The organism is Gammaproteobacteria bacterium (ex Lamellibrachia satsuma), assembly GCA_019623805.1.
In the GTDB taxonomy this organism is placed as follows: domain Bacteria; phylum Pseudomonadota; class Gammaproteobacteria; order Chromatiales; family Chromatiaceae; genus QGON01.
The window spans coordinates 2,367,576-2,384,438 of sequence record CP053680.1 but is presented as its reverse complement, the minus strand read 5'-3'; the positions used below and the strand labels follow the sequence as shown (position 1 = coordinate 2,384,438).

At 50.8% G+C, this 16,863-nt stretch carries 14 protein-coding genes; 1 reads left to right on the top strand and 13 read right to left on the bottom strand.

Annotated features, from left to right (window positions below):
• Nucleotides 1-4 precede the first annotated feature (4 nt).
• Nucleotides 5-2,494 carry a response regulator gene (locus HPY30_10310; GenBank protein ID QYZ66349.1) on the top strand — a complete coding sequence of 830 codons (2,490 nt, stop codon included), beginning with the start codon at nt 5-7 and terminating at the stop codon, nt 2,492-2,494.
• A gap of 132 nt (nt 2,495-2,626) precedes the next feature.
• On the opposite strand, the gene HPY30_10305 is transcribed toward HPY30_10310, so the two are convergent.
• The 13 genes from HPY30_10305 to HPY30_10245 all read right to left on the bottom strand — a co-directional run bounded on the left by HPY30_10305 (nt 2,627) and on the right by HPY30_10245 (nt 16,762).
• The gene (locus HPY30_10305) at nt 2,627-4,198 is read right to left on the bottom strand and encodes a hypothetical protein (protein QYZ66348.1); all 1,572 of its coding nucleotides are present in this window, start codon (nt 4,196-4,198) and stop codon (nt 2,627-2,629) included.
• A 9-nt stretch (nt 4,199-4,207) separates the two neighbouring features.
• Nucleotides 4,208-5,053: a PhnD/SsuA/transferrin family substrate-binding protein gene (locus HPY30_10300; GenBank protein QYZ67995.1), complete on the bottom strand. Its 846-nt coding sequence runs from the start codon at nt 5,051-5,053 to the stop codon at nt 4,208-4,210.
• A gap of 195 nt (nt 5,054-5,248) precedes the next feature.
• Nucleotides 5,249-5,659: a hypothetical protein gene (locus HPY30_10295; protein ID QYZ66347.1), complete on the bottom strand. Its 411-nt coding sequence runs from the start codon at nt 5,657-5,659 to the stop codon at nt 5,249-5,251.
• 264 nt (nt 5,660-5,923) lie between these two features.
• On the bottom strand, nt 5,924-7,255 hold the full coding sequence (locus tag HPY30_10290; GenBank protein ID QYZ66346.1) for a sensor histidine kinase: 1,332 nt from the start codon (nt 7,253-7,255) through the stop codon (nt 5,924-5,926).
• Entirely contained in the window at nt 7,252-7,920 is a 669-nt protein-coding gene (locus HPY30_10285; protein QYZ66345.1) for a response regulator transcription factor, read from the bottom strand. The genes HPY30_10290 and HPY30_10285 overlap by 4 nt, the downstream gene beginning before the upstream one ends.
• Nucleotides 7,921-7,923: 3 nt before the next feature.
• Nucleotides 7,924-8,226, bottom strand: a complete 303-nt coding sequence (locus HPY30_10280) for a peptidase (protein QYZ66344.1) — start codon at nt 8,224-8,226, stop codon at nt 7,924-7,926.
• Nucleotides 8,227-8,237: 11 nt separating this feature from the next.
• The gene (locus HPY30_10275) at nt 8,238-8,732 is read right to left on the bottom strand and encodes a cytochrome C (protein QYZ67994.1); all 495 of its coding nucleotides are present in this window, start codon (nt 8,730-8,732) and stop codon (nt 8,238-8,240) included.
• A 162-nt stretch (nt 8,733-8,894) separates the two neighbouring features.
• Nucleotides 8,895-9,299, bottom strand: coding sequence for a DUF1924 domain-containing protein (locus HPY30_10270; protein QYZ66343.1), 405 nt, complete (start codon nt 9,297-9,299; stop codon nt 8,895-8,897).
• Nucleotides 9,296-9,925, bottom strand: coding sequence for a cytochrome B (locus tag HPY30_10265; protein ID QYZ66342.1), 630 nt, complete (start codon nt 9,923-9,925; stop codon nt 9,296-9,298). Before HPY30_10265 ends, HPY30_10270 begins: the two co-directional genes overlap by 4 nt.
• A 243-nt stretch (nt 9,926-10,168) precedes the next feature.
• Nucleotides 10,169-10,837, bottom strand: a complete 669-nt coding sequence (locus HPY30_10260) for a DUF2202 domain-containing protein (protein ID QYZ66341.1) — start codon at nt 10,835-10,837, stop codon at nt 10,169-10,171.
• A gap of 234 nt (nt 10,838-11,071) precedes the next feature.
• Entirely contained in the window at nt 11,072-11,926 is an 855-nt protein-coding gene (locus HPY30_10255; protein QYZ66340.1) for an HDOD domain-containing protein, read from the bottom strand.
• Nucleotides 11,927-12,220: 294 nt separating this feature from the next.
• Nucleotides 12,221-15,385: a PAS domain S-box protein gene (locus HPY30_10250; protein ID QYZ66339.1), complete on the bottom strand. Its 3,165-nt coding sequence runs from the start codon at nt 15,383-15,385 to the stop codon at nt 12,221-12,223.
• A 15-nt stretch (nt 15,386-15,400) separates the two neighbouring features.
• A complete protein-coding gene (locus tag HPY30_10245; GenBank protein ID QYZ66338.1) occupies nt 15,401-16,762 on the bottom strand; it encodes a cytochrome C in 1,362 nt (453 codons plus the stop codon).
• Nucleotides 16,763-16,863 lie beyond the last annotated feature (101 nt).

The window sequence follows — 16,863 nt, the reverse complement described above, 5'->3', positions numbered from 1 at the left end:
CGTCATGAAGCAGGGAATCTTCTCCACCATTCACTGGACCCTGTCGCAAAAGATTGCAGTGGGTGCTGGGGTGATGGCGTTGGTCACCGTCATCATTCTGGGTGGGATATCCTATCTGGCCATGCGGCAACAGATGATCGAAACCTTGCAGGCCGAGATCAAAGAGAGTGCCAAGGATATCTCTCAGCGTCTGGATGATAAATTGGCTGCAATGAACAGCACCCTGTCGTCGTTGTCGGAAAATACCCTGGTCGGAAATGCACTCGTGGATAACGTTGGCCGGGAGATCTATCTGCGCAGTTTTCTAGCCAATTTTCGCCAGATCAACGATATTCCCGTCACTGTTGTGGTGACCGACTTTCGTGGAATACCCTTTTCCCAAAACAATGAGACCGCACTTGTTGTGTCCAAAGAGTGGCTGGCAGCGGTCGTCGAATCGGGTGAGAAGCGTACTGCCATCGTGGGCGCTCATGAGTCCTGCTATTTCGTATTGGCCGCTCCCGTCATCTTTGCCAACACCGGCCGGCCGGAAGGGGTGCTGGTCATCCAGTTCACCGGCAAAGAGTTGTTTGGAGCACCGGACTTTCAGCCATCTTCCTACTCCCGCTACCTTGAAGATGCTTTAACCATTGGCTTCACCAATACGATCGATAAGCAGCGAAAGACAAAGACTCTTGGAAACGCCAGCCCCAATTTTATTACCGCGACTGCGGCGATTGGCAGATCGGGCATATTTGCACCGGCCGAGATGGAAATCAAAGTCTATTCGAACCCGGTAAATATTCCCGAGCGCATCGACCGTTTATTGTGGATCTATCTGATAACCGGACTGGTTACCCTGTTTATCCTGATCCTGGCCAGCCGTGCACTGGCTCACTCACTGACCCGGCGACTGCGGCTGCTGGAAAAGGCTACTGGGGAGATCTCTTTCGACACAGCCCGTCATAACCGTCTGCCGATGGATGGCTACGATGAGGTGTCACATCTGAGTAGGACTTTCAATTCAATGATCGAGCGCCTGGAGAGCGCCTACGTGGCACAGCGCGAGACGGGGGAGCATCTGAAGAAGGCTCTCACGTCCACGGAACAGGCCAAGCTGGCGGCAGAGGCTGCGAGCCAGGCAAAGACTGAGTTTCTTGCCAACATGAGCCATGAGTTGCGCACGCCTCTCAATGCCATCCTCGGTTTTTCCCAGGTGCTGGAAAAGAAGTGTCGACAATGCCCATCACAACAGGAAAACCTGGGTATTGTCCTTCGCAGCAGCGAACATCTGCTGACCTTGATCAACGACGTGCTGGACATGTCTCAGATCGAGGCCGGAAAGATAACGGTCGAGAACGAAGTCATCAATCTCCATGAGTTGCTGGAAGATGTGATCATGTTGATTCGGCCAAAGCTGGAAGAGAAGGGGCTCTGGTTACAACTCGAACAGGATCCGGAATTTGAACGCTATGTTCAGACCGATCCAGGCAAACTGCGCCAGATCCTGCTCAACCTGCTTGGTAATGCGGCAAAATATACCGATGAGGGGGGCATCATCTTTCGTGCCCGCTCCCATGAAATTGGACCTGATACGGTTCACCTGGAGTTTGAGATCGAGGATACAGGCAGAGGGATCGCGGAGCAGGAGCAGGCGCGGATCTTCGAAAAATTCACCCAGATCAAGCGTAATCGGGGACATAAAGAGGGTATTGGACTGGGGCTATCGATCTCCAAGAGCTACGCTGAACTCCTCGGTGGTGAAATAGATCTACGAAGTGAGTTGGGTAAAGGGTCTATTTTTACCCTGTCACTTTCTGTTTCGCGGGGTGAAATCGATACGGTAGCGAAACGCACCGACTACAGCAATGTTATCGGGCTGGAGCCGGGCCAAACGGAATTTCGAGTATTGATCGTCGAGGACAAGAAAATGAATCGTCTTCTTCTGCGCAGCATTCTGGAGCGTGTCGGCTTTCAGGTACGGGAGGCGGTCGACGGTGAGCAGGGGCTGAAAGAGTTTTTCGAATGGCTGCCCCAGTTGGTGCTGATGGACATCCGCATGCCCCTTATGAACGGTTATGAAGCCACCCGCAGCATCAAGGCGACTCCAGCCGGAGAGGCGTGTAAAGTGATAGCTGTCAGCGCAAGCGTTTTCAGGGAGGGAAAAGAGAGGTTATTCGCCGCTGGCTGTGATGATTTTCTGAGCAAACCTTTTTGGGAATCCGATATCCTTGCCCTGTTGGAAAAGCATTTAGGGGTGCGTTACCTCTATGAGGGGGCGGCTTCGAAAAAACAGGTTGTACCGCGAAAACTAGAACCGTCGGACCTCACCATGCTTTCCGGCGAATGGCGCAGACGCTTTCATGCCGCCATCGAGCAGGGACAGATGAAGGAGATGGAGTCGCTGCTGGAAGAGATAGCCCCCCATCACAAGGCGTTGTCGGAGCAGTTGCACCATCTGGTCTCAAGATATGCATTCGAACGTCTTCTAGCACTGACATCAGGAGATGGTTGAACCGCGTGCTAAACAGAATCCTCCCAGCAGCATCGATAGTGTGCTGCGCGGGAACGAAATGGGGTCAATTTTCTAACGCCTGATTGCATGAATTTCTGTGCCTATCAGACGGAATGCACAGAGCACAATTTGTTATCCCACTGAGGTATTTTTTGGCAGAAAAACCCTCAGGATCGTCCCTCCCTCCGCCGCATTCTCGGCCCGGATATCGCCGCCATGACCATTGACAATCTCCCTGCAGATGGCCAAACCAAGGCCGGTACCCCCTGCGTTGGTCTTGGTCTTGCTGCTCTGTACAAACTTGTCGAACACCGATTCAAGTTCCGTCTCAGGTATGCCGATTCCTTCGTCCCTGATGGTCAACTCGAAAGCAGGCACACTCCCCCCCTCTTCCCGGCTCAACACTGCCTGGTCGGTAAGGCTTACGAATATTCTGCCGCCTTCCGGAGTAAATTTGATGGCATTGGAGAGTAGATTGGTGACCACCTGGTGAATGAGGGCTGGGTCCATATTCCCAATACAGGGATCGCAGGGCAAGTCCGCCTCCAGCATAAGCCCTTGTTCCATCAACTGGGCCTCCAGCTCATGGATACAGCCCAGCACAATTTCCAGCAGGTTCCTCCGCCCCATTTCGAACAAGACCCTGCCCGCCTCCATCTTCGACAGATCCAACAGATCGTTCAACAGATTCAGAAGGCGATTGCCGCTGACGTTGATCCGATCGAAAAACAGCGCCAGTTTGTCCCGGGGGGCGGCATCCCATTTTTTCAGACCCAGGCTCGAGAAACTGAGTATGGCATGCATTGGGGTTCGCAGTTCGTGAGACATGTTGGCGAGAAACTCAGATTTTGCCTGGTTTGCCGCTTCAGCCGACTCTTTGGCCAATCGTAGATCACGCGTCTGCTCATCAACCTGCAACTGCAGGGTATCCCGGTGTTGCCGAAGTTTGTGCTCGGCTCTTTGCCGCAGCCGCACCTCAGACACCAACTGCACCTCCTTATCCAATTGGGCATCCCAAAGCCTGGCCAATGCATCTGCTGATTCGTTCAGATTATGGAGTTCATCCGCTGCAAATCTGTCCAGATGATAGTGATGCCGCTCAACCTCATCGTAGAGGTGGACCAGACTGTGATTGATGCCCTGGATCGGCCTGACCACGAGAAAATGGACCAGTAGGAAAGCGCTCATGCCAACCACGACCACCGACAGCAGCACGATCCAGCTAAGCTTCTCCACATGGCGTTCTATCTCTTCTATCAGAAGATCCGTTCGCCACTCCAGGTGGACGCTGCCAAACACCTCTCCCTCCAGCATGACATCCTCTTCCCAGCTCAGGAGGTCATCTTCCGCCACCTCAACCTGGCGCCGCCAAGAGGCCATCTCCTCCTCTGGATTGCGGATCGAGATCCAGATGATCCCTGGATTACTCAACCCTGTCTCGCGGACTATGGTCTCCAACTGGGGTATGTCTTCGGAAATAACAGCCTCTAGCGAACCCGCAGCCACCGTCGATACCGTACGTGCACCCTGCTCTTTCAGCACACCAATCAAGTAGGGCGTTTCAAAATATCGGATCATTTCCCGGGAACCGAAACCCAACAGGATGATGACCGCTGAAATGACCACCACCATCTGCCACACCAGGGGCCAACGGTAAGCCCCGGCGGTTTTCATCAACGGTAGATTCTGTACTGGCCCCGTCATAATGAACAACTATTGAAAAAATTCCGGATTCCGCAAAATAGCAGTTAGGGCATAGTCGTAATCCCCATCACTTCCGGGTTTGAAACCGGCACGTTTCATGGTTTTCAGCGCCTGTTTATCATCAAGGGAGAGGAGGCATGTCTGAAGGGCCAACCGCACATTTTCCGGCATACCCGCCCGCGCCAGCCAGGGCTTTTCCATATTGGGGAAGGTAGAGAGCACCCGATATTTCACCCCCTTCTTTTCCATTTTTCGCAAGGTTCCCTCCTTGAAAGCCCCCGCGTCAAATCCACCATTAGCCACCATGGCTGCCACCTTGTCGTGCCTTCCCAGATATTCGTAGCCGGCCAGATCCCTGGCTCGAATACCATTCTGTTGGAGATAGAGCTGGGAAAAGTAACGTCCCGTGGTGGAGTTGGGATTACCGAAGGCAAAACGTTTTCCCTTCAGGTCTGCCAGATGCCGGATGCCGCTGCCTTCCAAGGAGCAGATCACACCACTGAATGCTTTTATCTTGCGATTTTTTTCGTTTGCCAGGATGGAAATCCCCGGCTCCCGCTGTTTAGCCAACACGTATGAAGCGGGTCCAAAGCGGGCAAAGTCGACCTCTCCATCAACCAGCCTGTCGATCCCCTCGTCATAGGACTTGGAAACCTTCATCCGAATAGTGACTGGTTCCCCCAGCTCACCACTTAGCTTCTGTTCCAGGGAATTCAGCACCGGCCGGAACTGGCGCACCATATCGGTGGCCTTGTCCGAAGTGTAGATGCCAAACTTCAACTCGATATCAGCCAGGACTGCCGCCGAATTCAACCACAAAAAGGCGCTGATGATACCGAGCACAATCCTGATCATGCGCCTCATTTTCCCACTTCCACGATATAGAACCCTTTCAGTTGCAGCCGAAAATCAGCCGAACTTCCAACTAATCATGTTAGCGGACAAACTGACATAATCTTGAACATCCCTTTTGCCGTCTCCCCTCACCCCAAATCCATAGCAGGAGCCATGTAGTGTGGCATCGGAGACATTGCTGGCAGTGGACGAGACCTAGATAGTTTCAATACGCCGCCGGTAAAAGATCGAGTAGTAGCGCACACTGCCCGGTGCATGAGAGATCCAGCCCGAGAGCGCAATAATCATCAGCAGTAGCGGCATAGACAGATCTGGCCACAGGGTGATGGCATAGAGCAATAGCAGTTTGAGCATGATCACATGCCCGCGCAACTGCAGCAGCCAGATACCGTTGGCGTAGAAAAATAACAGCGACAACAACAGACCGCTAGCCAGACAAAGATCGAGATAGATACGCCAGGTTTCGTCCGCCGCCGCATAAAGATAACCGCCTCCCACACCGGCGATACCGATCAGGTGGAGTGTGCGCAGACCGATATTGATCCAACGGTGTCCTGGAAGATAACGTGACTGAGGGGGAAATAGAATCTGCTTGAGACGGGACATCGAATATTACCAGTTGATTTTAGCGTCACTCTTCACCATTCCGGCAAAATAGACAAGCCTGGTTGCAGTCCGGCTATTTTCGAAACTGCGCGATCCACGCAAACAGCTCGGAGAGTTTGAGAGACTATCTAGTGCCCGTCCGGAAACGCTGTTTTCACCACGAAGCGCACGAAGAAAATTCATGGCTAATCAATTTTTTACCTTCGTGTCCTTTATGGTTAGATGTGGGTTTCCGGATGGACACTATCCAGGGCCAGTACCTCATCACGAGGTTTCCAGTGGCAGGACGACCTCGACCCTGACCCCCCCCAGTTCAGGAGAACGCCTGAAAAGAATTGTGCCTTCGTAGAGCTTGACGATATCCCTGGCGATCGAGACGCCCAGACCATGGCCCTCTACCGTCTCATCAAGGCGTACGCCACGACGAGTCAGACCGGCAAACTCCTGTTCCGTTAAACCCGGGCCATCATCCTCGATGACCATGTGCACACCTCCATCCAGTGTCATTCTGCAGACCACCCTGGACTCTGCCCACTTGCAGGCATTGTCCAGCAGGTTTCCCAGCAGCTCGAACATATCCTCCCGATCACCGAACACGGGTATATCATCATCGGCCTGCAGTTGGATATCGAGCGCCCGGTCCTGATGAATCAGTTGCAGAGTCTTCGCCAGATCCGCCAGTTCCAGATGGGGATTGAAGTGCTGTCCCGATACCCCTTTTCCAGCCAGGCGCGCGCGTTTCAGCTCCCGTTCCATTAAGCTTCGGATACGCTCGATCTGCGCCCAGGCCTGGTCATTTTGCGGCGTTTGTTCACGGCCTTCGCTCACATCGAAATACCGCGTCAGCAGGTTGAGCGGCCCCTTCAGCGCATGGGCAAGATTGCCGACCGCATTGCGCGAACGCTCCATGCGCTGAGTCAACAGTGACAACAGATGGTTGAACTCCTGCACCAGAGGCAGTATCTCCAACGGCACATTTTCAGAGAGCTTTACTGTCTTGCCCTGCTCCAGACTACGGACGTCATCACGTACCGCTTCGAGAGAGTGGAAAGAGCGCCGCACCACCAGACGCTGCACCAGTAACAGCAGCAACAGCCCGACAAATGCCAACAGGGCAAAACCCAGTTTGAATCGGTCACGCCGCGCCTGTATCGGAGACATATCCTCCGCCACCGCCAGGGTGATATCGATGCCGTACTTATGGAATCCCTTGACCAGGATCAGCAGTTTCTGCCCCGCAGGCCCCACTTTGTAAAGACGCGCTGCATCGCCGGGAGATAGGGTGGGAATATCCAGAACATGGTCCCACAGAGAGCGGGATGTAAAGACATTCCCCTCACCTAAACGGACAATATAGTAGTGTCCGGAGAGCGGTTGGCTATAGACCTGATTCAAACGCCGCCAGCGCAGCTTTGTCCTGTCTGAATCCAGCACCAGCGCCGCCAACAGACTCTCTGCATCGTGCTCAAGGCGGGAGGCGACAAAATCTTCCGTGAGTCCGCGCACAGACTGATTGCCCACGACCCACAAAGCCCCGATCAACAGGACGAGACTGAGTCCCAGACCTATCTGCAGCCTGCGTTCCAGAGAGTTCATCCATCAACCGCCTTGAAGATGTAACCCTGGCCACGCCGGGTGACTATCCGCTCCCGGCCCAGTTTATCGCGCAAGCGCCGCACATAGACCTCGATCAGGTTACTGTCACGGTCGAAGTCCTGCTCATAAACATGTTCGGTAAGACGTGTCTTGGAAAGAATCTTTCCCGGATTGAGCATGAAATATCGCAGCAACCTGAACTCCGTACCCGTCAGATCCAACGCCTCTCCACCGGGCAGCGTTACACGCTGACGCTCCTCATCCAGTTCCAGCCCTGCACACTGCAACGATTCACCGGCCATGTCGTGACTGCGCCTCAAAAGCGCGAGAATTCGCACGATCAGCTCTTCCACATGAAATGGCTTGCCCAGATAGTCATCCGCACCGGCTTTAAAACCATCCACCCGTTCGTGCCATGCGTCCCTTGCGGTGAGGACGATCACAGGCACCCGGTTGTCATTGCGCCGCCAGTTGGAGAGCACCTCCAGGCCTGGACGCTGGGGAAGGCCAAGGTCCAATACCACCAGATCGTAGGGCACTTCGTTGCCCATGAACTCCGCATCCACGCCATTATCGGCAATGTCCACGGCAAAACCTCGATGCTCCAGGTCGGGTTTCAGAGACTCCACCAGCAACCCATCATCCTCGACCAGCAACAGACGCACGGCTCAATCCTCCTGTTCAGACTGAATGAGCTGCCCACTCACTGCGTCGACCTTGAGTTCCCAGACGACGCCCTTCTCATCCAACATCTCGATCTCGTAGATATAGCGGTCATCCTCATGCTCGAACTCAACTTCCAGAACCCGTCCGGAATAGTGCCTCCGCACAGTTTGCAGAATCGTCTCCAGCGGCTGTATCTGCCCCCCCTGGACAAGGCGACGGGCCTCCCGGTAGTCATCATCGGCACCGGCCCCGCTCACCAGCAGAGCGAGACAAACAGCAACAACCAGGGCCCGTCTACTCAACATGGTGCAATCTCTCAGTCATCCCAGTGCCCGTAACCGGGTATTTTTATCTCATGCTCATTGTATGAACCCTGCATCGCCCGGGCATGGCAGGTGTCGCAGTTACTGAAGGAGCGGACCTGTGGATTTTCCTGCACCAGTTTTTGCGGCAGTTCATTATGCTCGTGACGAAAGAAGCGTGTCTCAGTAATCCGCAACGAAAAATCTCTATCTCCCTGCGAACCCATAATTCTGTTGGGCAACCCGGCATGCACTCGTCCTGCAGCATTATCGAGGAGATATTTCCGAATGAACATCGCATCCTCGTTCGGCAGCTCAGCACTCTCACCAAAATGGTCGGCCAGTCCGGACATAATGCCCTCCCAGGGTTGGGCGGGCAACAGGCCCGGTTGATAGGGGAAGTGGCAACTCCCGCACTCCTCCACATATCGCTTTGATGCCTTTGAAGGCACACCCGACCTGGCTTCATTGGACCAGCGGGAAAAGTAGCCCTCGTCATCATCACCCATTACCTGCCCACAGCCACCCACCGCAACAGCAGCCAAGACTATGGCACTCAACTTGTAAAAATTTTTCATCGTTTTTCCTCACTCAATATTCGAGTACTAATGGTTCGATAAATAGAACGTAGGGTGCGCTGTGCGCACCAAAATACGCTCCATCTTCAGGTACTATTGACCCGATAAATAGACGAGCAGATCGCCCTTCTCCTGTGATGAGCACTCACGGCCCATCGTCCACTTGCAGTTTCTTGTGAACCACTTTTCCACTTTGCGCTGATCGGTGAACCGTTTTGGATTAACCGATGGCGCCAGCGGCTCGATCACCTTGCCGGTGCGAATATGTTTGCCCGGCAGTTTCAGGTTATTGCCATGGCAATCCACACAGGAGCGTTGCTGGCCACTTTGCCGGTGTTGCAAAATCTTATTCCACAACGCCTCACCCACCTCAAGATTGAAATCCTCAGCGCCTTGAGACTTGTAAAGCGCCTTTAGCGTCTCCACCGAATCAGCCTTTACGGCGGGCACCATCAAGAGGGCCAGTGAAGCGATCACTGCTATCGAAAAACCCTTCATCTCTCCAGCCTCCCACCGTGCAGTCCGGCATTGCCGGTTTTCCACTCTTCGATGGTGTCATCTTCCACCCGCTTCCAGCCGGTCACCATCGCACGCACAAGGTTTTCATTGTGAATAAGCGTACCGACCATTACTCCCGCAACATGCACTACCACCAACAACAGGGTGAAATTGGCGAAGAACTCGTGGACCTCCTCCAGCATCTTCCAACCAAACTGACCTACTCCTGAAAACCAGGTCGCCATCGGTCCTGCGCCTTCGACACCATAGGCACCCAAGCCGGTTATTACGGTTATCATGAGGCTCAACAACAGGGCAATGATCATTGCCCCACCTGCTGGGTTGTGTCCAATATGACGCTTTGCCTTCAGTAAGGACATCTCCTTGAGATAGGTCTTAACCTCTGCCGCAGGCCTGACAAAGTCACTAAAACGCGCAAAACGCGGACCGATAAATCCCCAAGCCAAACGAAACAGGAGCAAAACTCCAATCAGATACCCAGCCCAGGAATGGACCATCATCCAATCGTCTTCAGTTGAATATGCGATCACAAAGGCTGCCACCAGGCTCCAGTGAAACAACCGTATCAGCGGATCCCAAACTTTTATTTTTTTCTGTTCATTCATCTCCAAACCTCAGCTATTCTCATCTTGTAGGGTGATCCTAGATCAGCAAAATGAAATCAAACTGAATCTGAGCAACAAAATTCAGACAAAAAAAACACGGGCACAGGGCCCGTGTTATTCAGTAACTCCGCATGTACGGGGTCAGTGCATGCTCCCGCCCCCCTCCTAATGCATAACCCTATCCCGCTCCATCACCAGGCGGTTAGGGCTTCAGTTGAATCTGTTACCCATGACGATATCGTCTTACCGGCTACGGCGACCTTTGCGGGAGTCCCGTCCACGTTCCATGGGAGAATCGAGGATCATATCCACATCATCCTGCTCCATAATTTGGGATTCATAGGCCATGCCCAGGCTCTCTATCTGCCGTACGAATGCCCGCAGGTGGTTACGGGAACCCCGCATGAGATTTTCATAGACTTGGATCAAATCCGGGTGGGTCGACTCAGCGATAGCCCTCTGCAGATCGAGGATATCGATCTCCTCAATCTTGGCCCCAACAATGAGGGCGGCAATGAGTGACTCAGCCCCTTCGGCAGTCAAAGCTGTATAGAGCGCTGCGAGCTCAGGATTGACAAAAGCCCCCACAGAATCGTCTAAAACGGGATCGAGTAACGCATATCGGTTCAGCAGAACAGCCAGACTATCCATATGCTGCTGTTCCGCCGTTGAAATATTGATAAAGACCGGTTGCGACCACTGCTTCGAAAGCGTCCGGTAGACATCTCTGGCGAGCTTCTCCTCCTCCCGCATAAACAACAGACTGGCTGCTTCCGCATCACTCAGCTGTTCAATCACTTGAATCTGGGCATCATTTCCAACCTGAGACTGCGCCTTCCAGCCTGCCTGAATGGGCGCTGAAACGAGCAAGGAAACAATAGCGGCGGTAAGTATGGACTGTTTGGTATTCATGATTGGCACCTGCAAGTTGGCCACGTGGTCCAGAGACCTGGAGCGTTACGTCAGCATTAGTTTATGCCGATAAACTGAAATAAACCTGAATAAGAGTCGCTAATACGTCTATGCAATGCGTACTGGATCACATAAATAACAGTTAATTGAAAAAGGTGATTAGTTGCACAGGAAATGGGCGAACGTAGGGTGCGCTGTGCTCACCATGATTACTTGAGCTTGTAAAAAGCAGGTTTACCGGATTGAATTGAGTCCATCGCATTCATTCATAAATTCCTCCAGCGCCTCCTCGTCGATCATCAGTTCCTTAATGGAGTTATCCCGACAGGCCATGCTCTCCTCGGATTGTTCTGTCTCCAGCCCCAAATACCGGGTAAAGGTGATATATGAAGCGAGTTTAAGGGCACTGCATAATCCCTCTTGTTCCGTCGTCAGGCCGATCCCTTCAGTTACGGTATGATGAAAGTAGATGGCAGAACATACATTTTCCGGCAACTTCCAGTGTTTGGCCAGTAAAAAACTGATCGCAGCATGAGATGCTCCAAACCTCTCCCTCTCCAGATTCGGCAGAGAGATCACATGCAACCGGTTTTCTTCATAGAACGATTTATATTCAGGAAACCGCTGCATCAGGAATATGCTGCCCGCCTCGTGGAAAAGTCCAGCCATATAGGCTTCTGCGGGGTTTATGGTGTCAAAGTGGCCCGCGATCACGCTGGTGTTGGTTCCAATCGAGTGAGAGACTTCGGAGAGATATTCAAACTCTAACATACTTGATTCCAGGGCGTTGCGCAGCGCCACACGGATAATCGTGTCCTTCAGTTGTTTCAGGCCCATGAGTCGAATTGCATGCTCAATCGACATTATCTCGGCCCTGAGATTGAATGCAGGTGAGTTGATTGTCTTCAGTATATTGGAGGCCAATCCAATATCTTTGCGGATCAATTCAGCCACTTTATCGTCGTCCGGCCATAGACGGCTCAGTTCGTCGCTGATCTCCAACAACAGGTTGGGTGGTGTGGGTATTGAAAGTCCTTTTATTATTTTGCGAGCTTTGCGTAGCTCTTCAGTGTCGATAATTGGGGGCATGTGTGTAACTTCTCCACAATTTCATGTTTACAATTCAAAGTCCCGGCATATAGGAGGCTGGAAGCACTCTAACGTACGCCCTATATCATTTTCGGCTCGCTGCCTGATATCTTTAGACACTTCAAGGTTTTGATATAAAAGCACAGCGGAACCCATGCCTGTATTTAGGGGAGTGTTAGAGTGCGCTGGAGAGCAATAGGACTGGAATTAGGATTTGTGTTCCGCTACAGATTAGGGAGAAGCAGACGTGCCTTCAGACTCTAAGACTGTTGCAGGATGATATTCAATGGTCACTCAGGAATGGTTAAAGAAGTCATTCAGCCCGGCAATGAGAGGGTCAAGTTCAGTGGCTACCTTTTTCAATATATCAGAAATCCCATCGTCTGAATTATATTCACGACAAGCCATTTCCAGCTCCTGAGCTGCATCCCTGAGTGTGGTTGCGCCAATATTTGCTGCAGAACCTTTTAAGCTATGAGCTGCTCGGATAGCCCCATTCGGATCATCGCTCTGCTGTTCCATGAGGAAATCATTGAGGAAGTCATGCTGGCTATCACGAAACAGGGTCAGTAGCTTTATGTAGAACTCGGGCCTGTCTCTTGCAATTTCCAGACCTTTATCTATTTCAATACCTATAAGCTTATGAAAGGGATAGTTTTTCTCATACTCTTTTTTCTCAGAAGAAATTTTCATTTTTTGTAGTTTATTGGGAGATATCCATTTTGTCAGAACAGTGAATAACTCATTCACATCCAGCGGCTTGCCTATGTGGTCATCCATCCCTGCAGCCTTCGCCTTGGCTCTGTCACTTTCCATGATGTTGGCAGTCATGGCGATGATGGGAAGTTCTTTGAATTTAACCTGATTACGGATTATTCGAGTAGCAGTATAGCCGTCCATAACCGGCATCTGTATATCCATTAATATGCCATCGAAATGCTCCTTCTGTAAAATTTCAACGGCCTCTTTGCCATTCCAGACCGAGGTGATAATAAAACCCCTGTCACTGAGCAACTCTTTTGCTAACTCCTGATTGATCTCATTGTCCTCTACCAATAAAACCCTGGCGCCGGAAAAGTCACCGATCTGTTTGTTCTTTGTATCCAGATATATTTCCTTTTGTTGCTCAGGGTCACCGGCTCCCAGTTGCACTGTAAAGTGAAAATCTGAGCCTTTATCGGGTTGACTCACCACCCAGATCTTACCTCCCATCAATTCAGTCAACCTTTTACTGATAGTCAATCCAAGCCCCGTACCTCCGTATCGGCGACTGGTTGAACTGTCAGCCTGGTTAAAGGATTGAAACAATTTTTTCTGATGCTCCGGCGTAATACCGATACCGGTGTCACTGACACAAAAATGCAGTGTAAGTTGCCTGTCCTTTTGGTTCTCCAGTTTTGCACTAATGGATATACGTCCCTGTTGAGTAAACTTAACAGCGTTGTTACCCAAATTAATCAAAATTTGCCCAAGCCGTAACGGATCTCCAATGAGTTCATCCGGGATATCATCTGCGACCTCTATGATTAACTCCAGGTTCTGTTCGACTTCATCGATCCCGACAAGATTTGAAACATTATCCAGCACAGATTGTAATTGAAAATTTACTTTTTCTATTTCCAGCTTCCCAGCTTCTATCTTGGAGATATTGAGAACATCGTTGATGATGCCAAGCAGCAATTCGGCTGAGTAGTGTACTTTTCTAATGAAGTTATGCTGTTTTGGATTAAGATCAGTTCCCAGTGCCAGTTTTGACATGCCGATTATGGCATTCATCGGCGTGCGAATTTCGTGGCTCATATTGGCAAGGAAGTCACTCTTTGCCTGTGCAGAAGCTTCGGCGGCCTCTTTCGCTTCAGCCATAGCCAGTTCAGCCTGTTTTCGCTCGGTGGTATCACGAATGATGCCTACAAACATTTGCTTGCTTCCCACCAATAGCTCGCTGACCGATAGCTCCATTGGAAAGGTATCGCCGTCTTGCCGCAGACCTTGTACCTCAACTCTAGTTCTTATAACCCCTGACTCTCTCCCGGGGAGATAACGGGCCAGGTAGCTGTCATGTTTTGAGCGCGTAGGCTCGGGCATCAGCATATTGATGTTATTGCCGATAACCTCAGGTGCATCGTAACCAAATAAAATCTCTGCAGAAGGACTGAAAGTCTCTACAATGCCCTTACTGTCAATCACAATGATGCCGTCAGCGGCACTGTCGATGATGGCTCGCGTGCGTTCTTCACTCTGTTTTAGTTCACTGGTTCGTTGTTCCACCCGTTGTTCCAGCTGAGTTTGGGCATTTTGCAGTGAACGATTCGCCTTCTCAGCCTCCTCTTTAGCATTTTTCAACTCGCGCGTACGTTCTTCTACGCGATTTTCCAGCTCCCGGTTTTTCTTTTTAATATCGTTGATCAAGTCATTGAAATGGTACGCCAATGCGCCCACCTCATCTTTGGTTTTTATCTTTAGAGGTTCTTCATTTTGCTGTTCTGGAGCCTCATTGGTAAACAGAAACAGTCGATGCAGTGGTTCAAGCAGCTGTTGAGAAAAGCGCCAACCAAACAGTGCGATAAGAAAAAATAACAGCGCAAACAGCAGCTCGAATTCGTGTAAAAGCTCATCCTGTACCTTATCCAGCTGTCGCGCAGGAATGGTGAACAGAATTGAGCCCTCCTGAATCGGGTCCATCAATTTTAGTCTGCGCGCATAGGTGAAATAGGAGACATCATTAAACAGCAGCTTACCGATAGAATCAGGACGCTGGAGCATGGATTGATAATCGGTCCACTGCATGGGAATAGTCTTTAATCGTCTGCCTTCACGATTAAATGTTGAAGCCATAATGGCTCTGCGCCTGACCATGGTCAGACCAACATCCGCATCTTCGCTAAGATTATTTATGAGAGGATCATTGATCGCATAACCGACCAGAATAACAGCCTTGAGATGACCTTTATCGACGTCTGATAATAATCGACCTGAAGAATAGATTATAAAGTTATCCAGCTCCTGCAGGATGGAGGTACTGACATTCCCATCAAGAATGGCCTCACGCACTATAAGATGAGACATACGGGATTTACCAAACTGTAACGGGTCTTCCGAATGGTAGATAACCCGCCCGTGAGGATCCAGCAATACGGCAATATCGGCACTGGTTTCATTTACCAGTTTATTCATCTCAGCTGTGATAGAGATAGAGTCCTGCGCATCGATGGCAGCATGCAGGTCTGGGTGCAGTAAAAAGTGATTGGCGCCATTTAGACCCATTTGACCGATTTGAGTAAATGAATTTTCAGCCATGTTACCGGCAGTCTGGAACTGGCGGATCAGCAACTCACGAAAGTCCTGCTCTGCAACGTATCGGGCACCCAAAAGACCCACCAGTAAACCGAAGAAGAGTACTGTTGAGAACAGAACGACAATACGAAAATCGAGCCGCCGGTAAAATGGGACGTTTATCATGTGCTCATGGGTTGCTTATTTTACTTTGCCATAATAATCATCATAGGCATTAATGGCCCAGTCCAGTGTTCTGTCTGAATGACATCCTGCGTTCTGGCAGGAGTTGGGCATTTTGATCCCTTTTGATGATGCTGGTTTGACGACTTTAAAAGCATGGCTGCGTAAGCTGAAGAAGCCACCGGTTTTTACCATACGAGGCATATGGCAACTGGGGCAGCCAACCTGTTCGGAAGGACAGGGGAAATGACGCTCTTCACTTTGTGCCATTTGCATTACATGACAATTACCACATACCGTAGCCCCGTCTCCAAAGCCGGGCTGTTTTTTATCGTGTCCATGCGGCTCATGGCAGGAAACACAGGTAACACCAAAGCGGGCACTGATCAGGTCAGGTTTTTCGCCCTCACTGGCATGGCGATAATCTGTGGAATGGCATTGCAGGCACTCTTTTGTCAGGGGGCCACGCTTACTCTCTTCATGTTGGTGACTTTCCAGTAATTTCGTCAGGGCTTTGGAATGTTTGGATTTATTCCAGTCGCTGAATTCCTGATGACGGTTTTTCGAAAGTCCGTTACCCCACCAGTTTTTGCCCTTTTTATCGTTTTTGGGCGTCGATGGATCAAAAGTCGTTTTACTCAAGTCATCACCGGGAGTGAAACCGGTAGGGAAGTTGAACTGGGTGCCCTTGATGACATCACCACTGGCAGTAGTGCCTCGATTATGGCATTGACCGCAGACGGATGCAGATACAGAGCGGATAATATCCCCTGCCTCCTCGTCCTCATTTTCAGAACTCTCTTCCTCATGACAGATATTGCAGGGCTTTGTGTGTTCAGTGGTTTCATGCTGGACATGGCGGCTTCCGGGGCCATGACAGGCTTCACAGCCAATGCCGAATTCTGCAAATTCAAGGGTGTTCGGGTCAAAACCCGTGGTGTGACAGCCATTGCATTTATATGACATCGGCGTTTCATGCCAGTCATTGACTTTGTAAGGAACCCAGCGATTCTGCATGACATACCACTTGGCTGGAAACGGGTAATATTCACCGTCAATCATACGAGCGTAAACCTGCTCCCATTTGCTGCCGAGAACAAACTCAATATCCTCTTTTTTAAAGGTGACGGCAGGATCCCCACTTTCAAAGTCACCTAATATCTTGGCATCGGGAGAACTGACGGGAAGAAACATATAGGGGTGGAGCGTATTGTCACGCCATGAACTGTATTCACTGCTGTGGCACTCCTGACATTTTTCAGAAGTGACATAGCGCATCTCTTCTGAAACCTCGTAGTGCATATAAGCAAAGGCAGAAATCAAAACCAGCAGCACCAGTAGTGTTAATTGGAGAACTATTTTTTTGTTAACTTGAAACATAATTAAAGTATAGTAATTTGGTCTCTCAATGCGCAGCAGACTTAGCCCTGCCGTTCCCTACATATACCTGAAACGGGTGCATTCGAACCGATCAGTTTCGA

What these genes read in the sequence shown, in the direction of transcription:
- HPY30_10245 (QYZ66338.1), bottom strand. Translation starts at nt 16,762, where the DNA reads ATGTTTCAAGTTAACAAAAAAATAGTTCTCCAATTAACACTACTGGTG.
- HPY30_10280 (QYZ66344.1), bottom strand. Translation starts at nt 8,226, where the DNA reads ATGTTGAGTAGACGGGCCCTGGTTGTTGCTGTTTGTCTCGCTCTGCTG.
- HPY30_10290 (QYZ66346.1), bottom strand. Translation starts at nt 7,255, where the DNA reads ATGAACTCTCTGGAACGCAGGCTGCAGATAGGTCTGGGACTCAGTCTC.
- HPY30_10270 (QYZ66343.1), bottom strand. Translation starts at nt 9,299, where the DNA reads ATGAAGGGTTTTTCGATAGCAGTGATCGCTTCACTGGCCCTCTTGATG.
- HPY30_10260 (QYZ66341.1), bottom strand. Translation starts at nt 10,837, where the DNA reads ATGAATACCAAACAGTCCATACTTACCGCCGCTATTGTTTCCTTGCTC.
- HPY30_10310 (QYZ66349.1), top strand. Translation starts at nt 5, where the DNA reads ATGAAGCAGGGAATCTTCTCCACCATTCACTGGACCCTGTCGCAAAAG.
- HPY30_10250 (QYZ66339.1), bottom strand. Translation starts at nt 15,385, where the DNA reads ATGATAAACGTCCCATTTTACCGGCGGCTCGATTTTCGTATTGTCGTT.
- HPY30_10295 (QYZ66347.1), bottom strand. Translation starts at nt 5,659, where the DNA reads ATGTCCCGTCTCAAGCAGATTCTATTTCCCCCTCAGTCACGTTATCTT.
- HPY30_10255 (QYZ66340.1), bottom strand. Translation starts at nt 11,926, where the DNA reads ATGCCCCCAATTATCGACACTGAAGAGCTACGCAAAGCTCGCAAAATA.
- HPY30_10305 (QYZ66348.1), bottom strand. Translation starts at nt 4,198, where the DNA reads ATGACGGGGCCAGTACAGAATCTACCGTTGATGAAAACCGCCGGGGCT.
- HPY30_10300 (QYZ67995.1), bottom strand. Translation starts at nt 5,053, where the DNA reads ATGATCAGGATTGTGCTCGGTATCATCAGCGCCTTTTTGTGGTTGAAT.
- HPY30_10265 (QYZ66342.1), bottom strand. Translation starts at nt 9,925, where the DNA reads ATGAATGAACAGAAAAAAATAAAAGTTTGGGATCCGCTGATACGGTTG.
- HPY30_10275 (QYZ67994.1), bottom strand. Translation starts at nt 8,732, where the DNA reads ATGGGTGATGATGACGAGGGCTACTTTTCCCGCTGGTCCAATGAAGCC.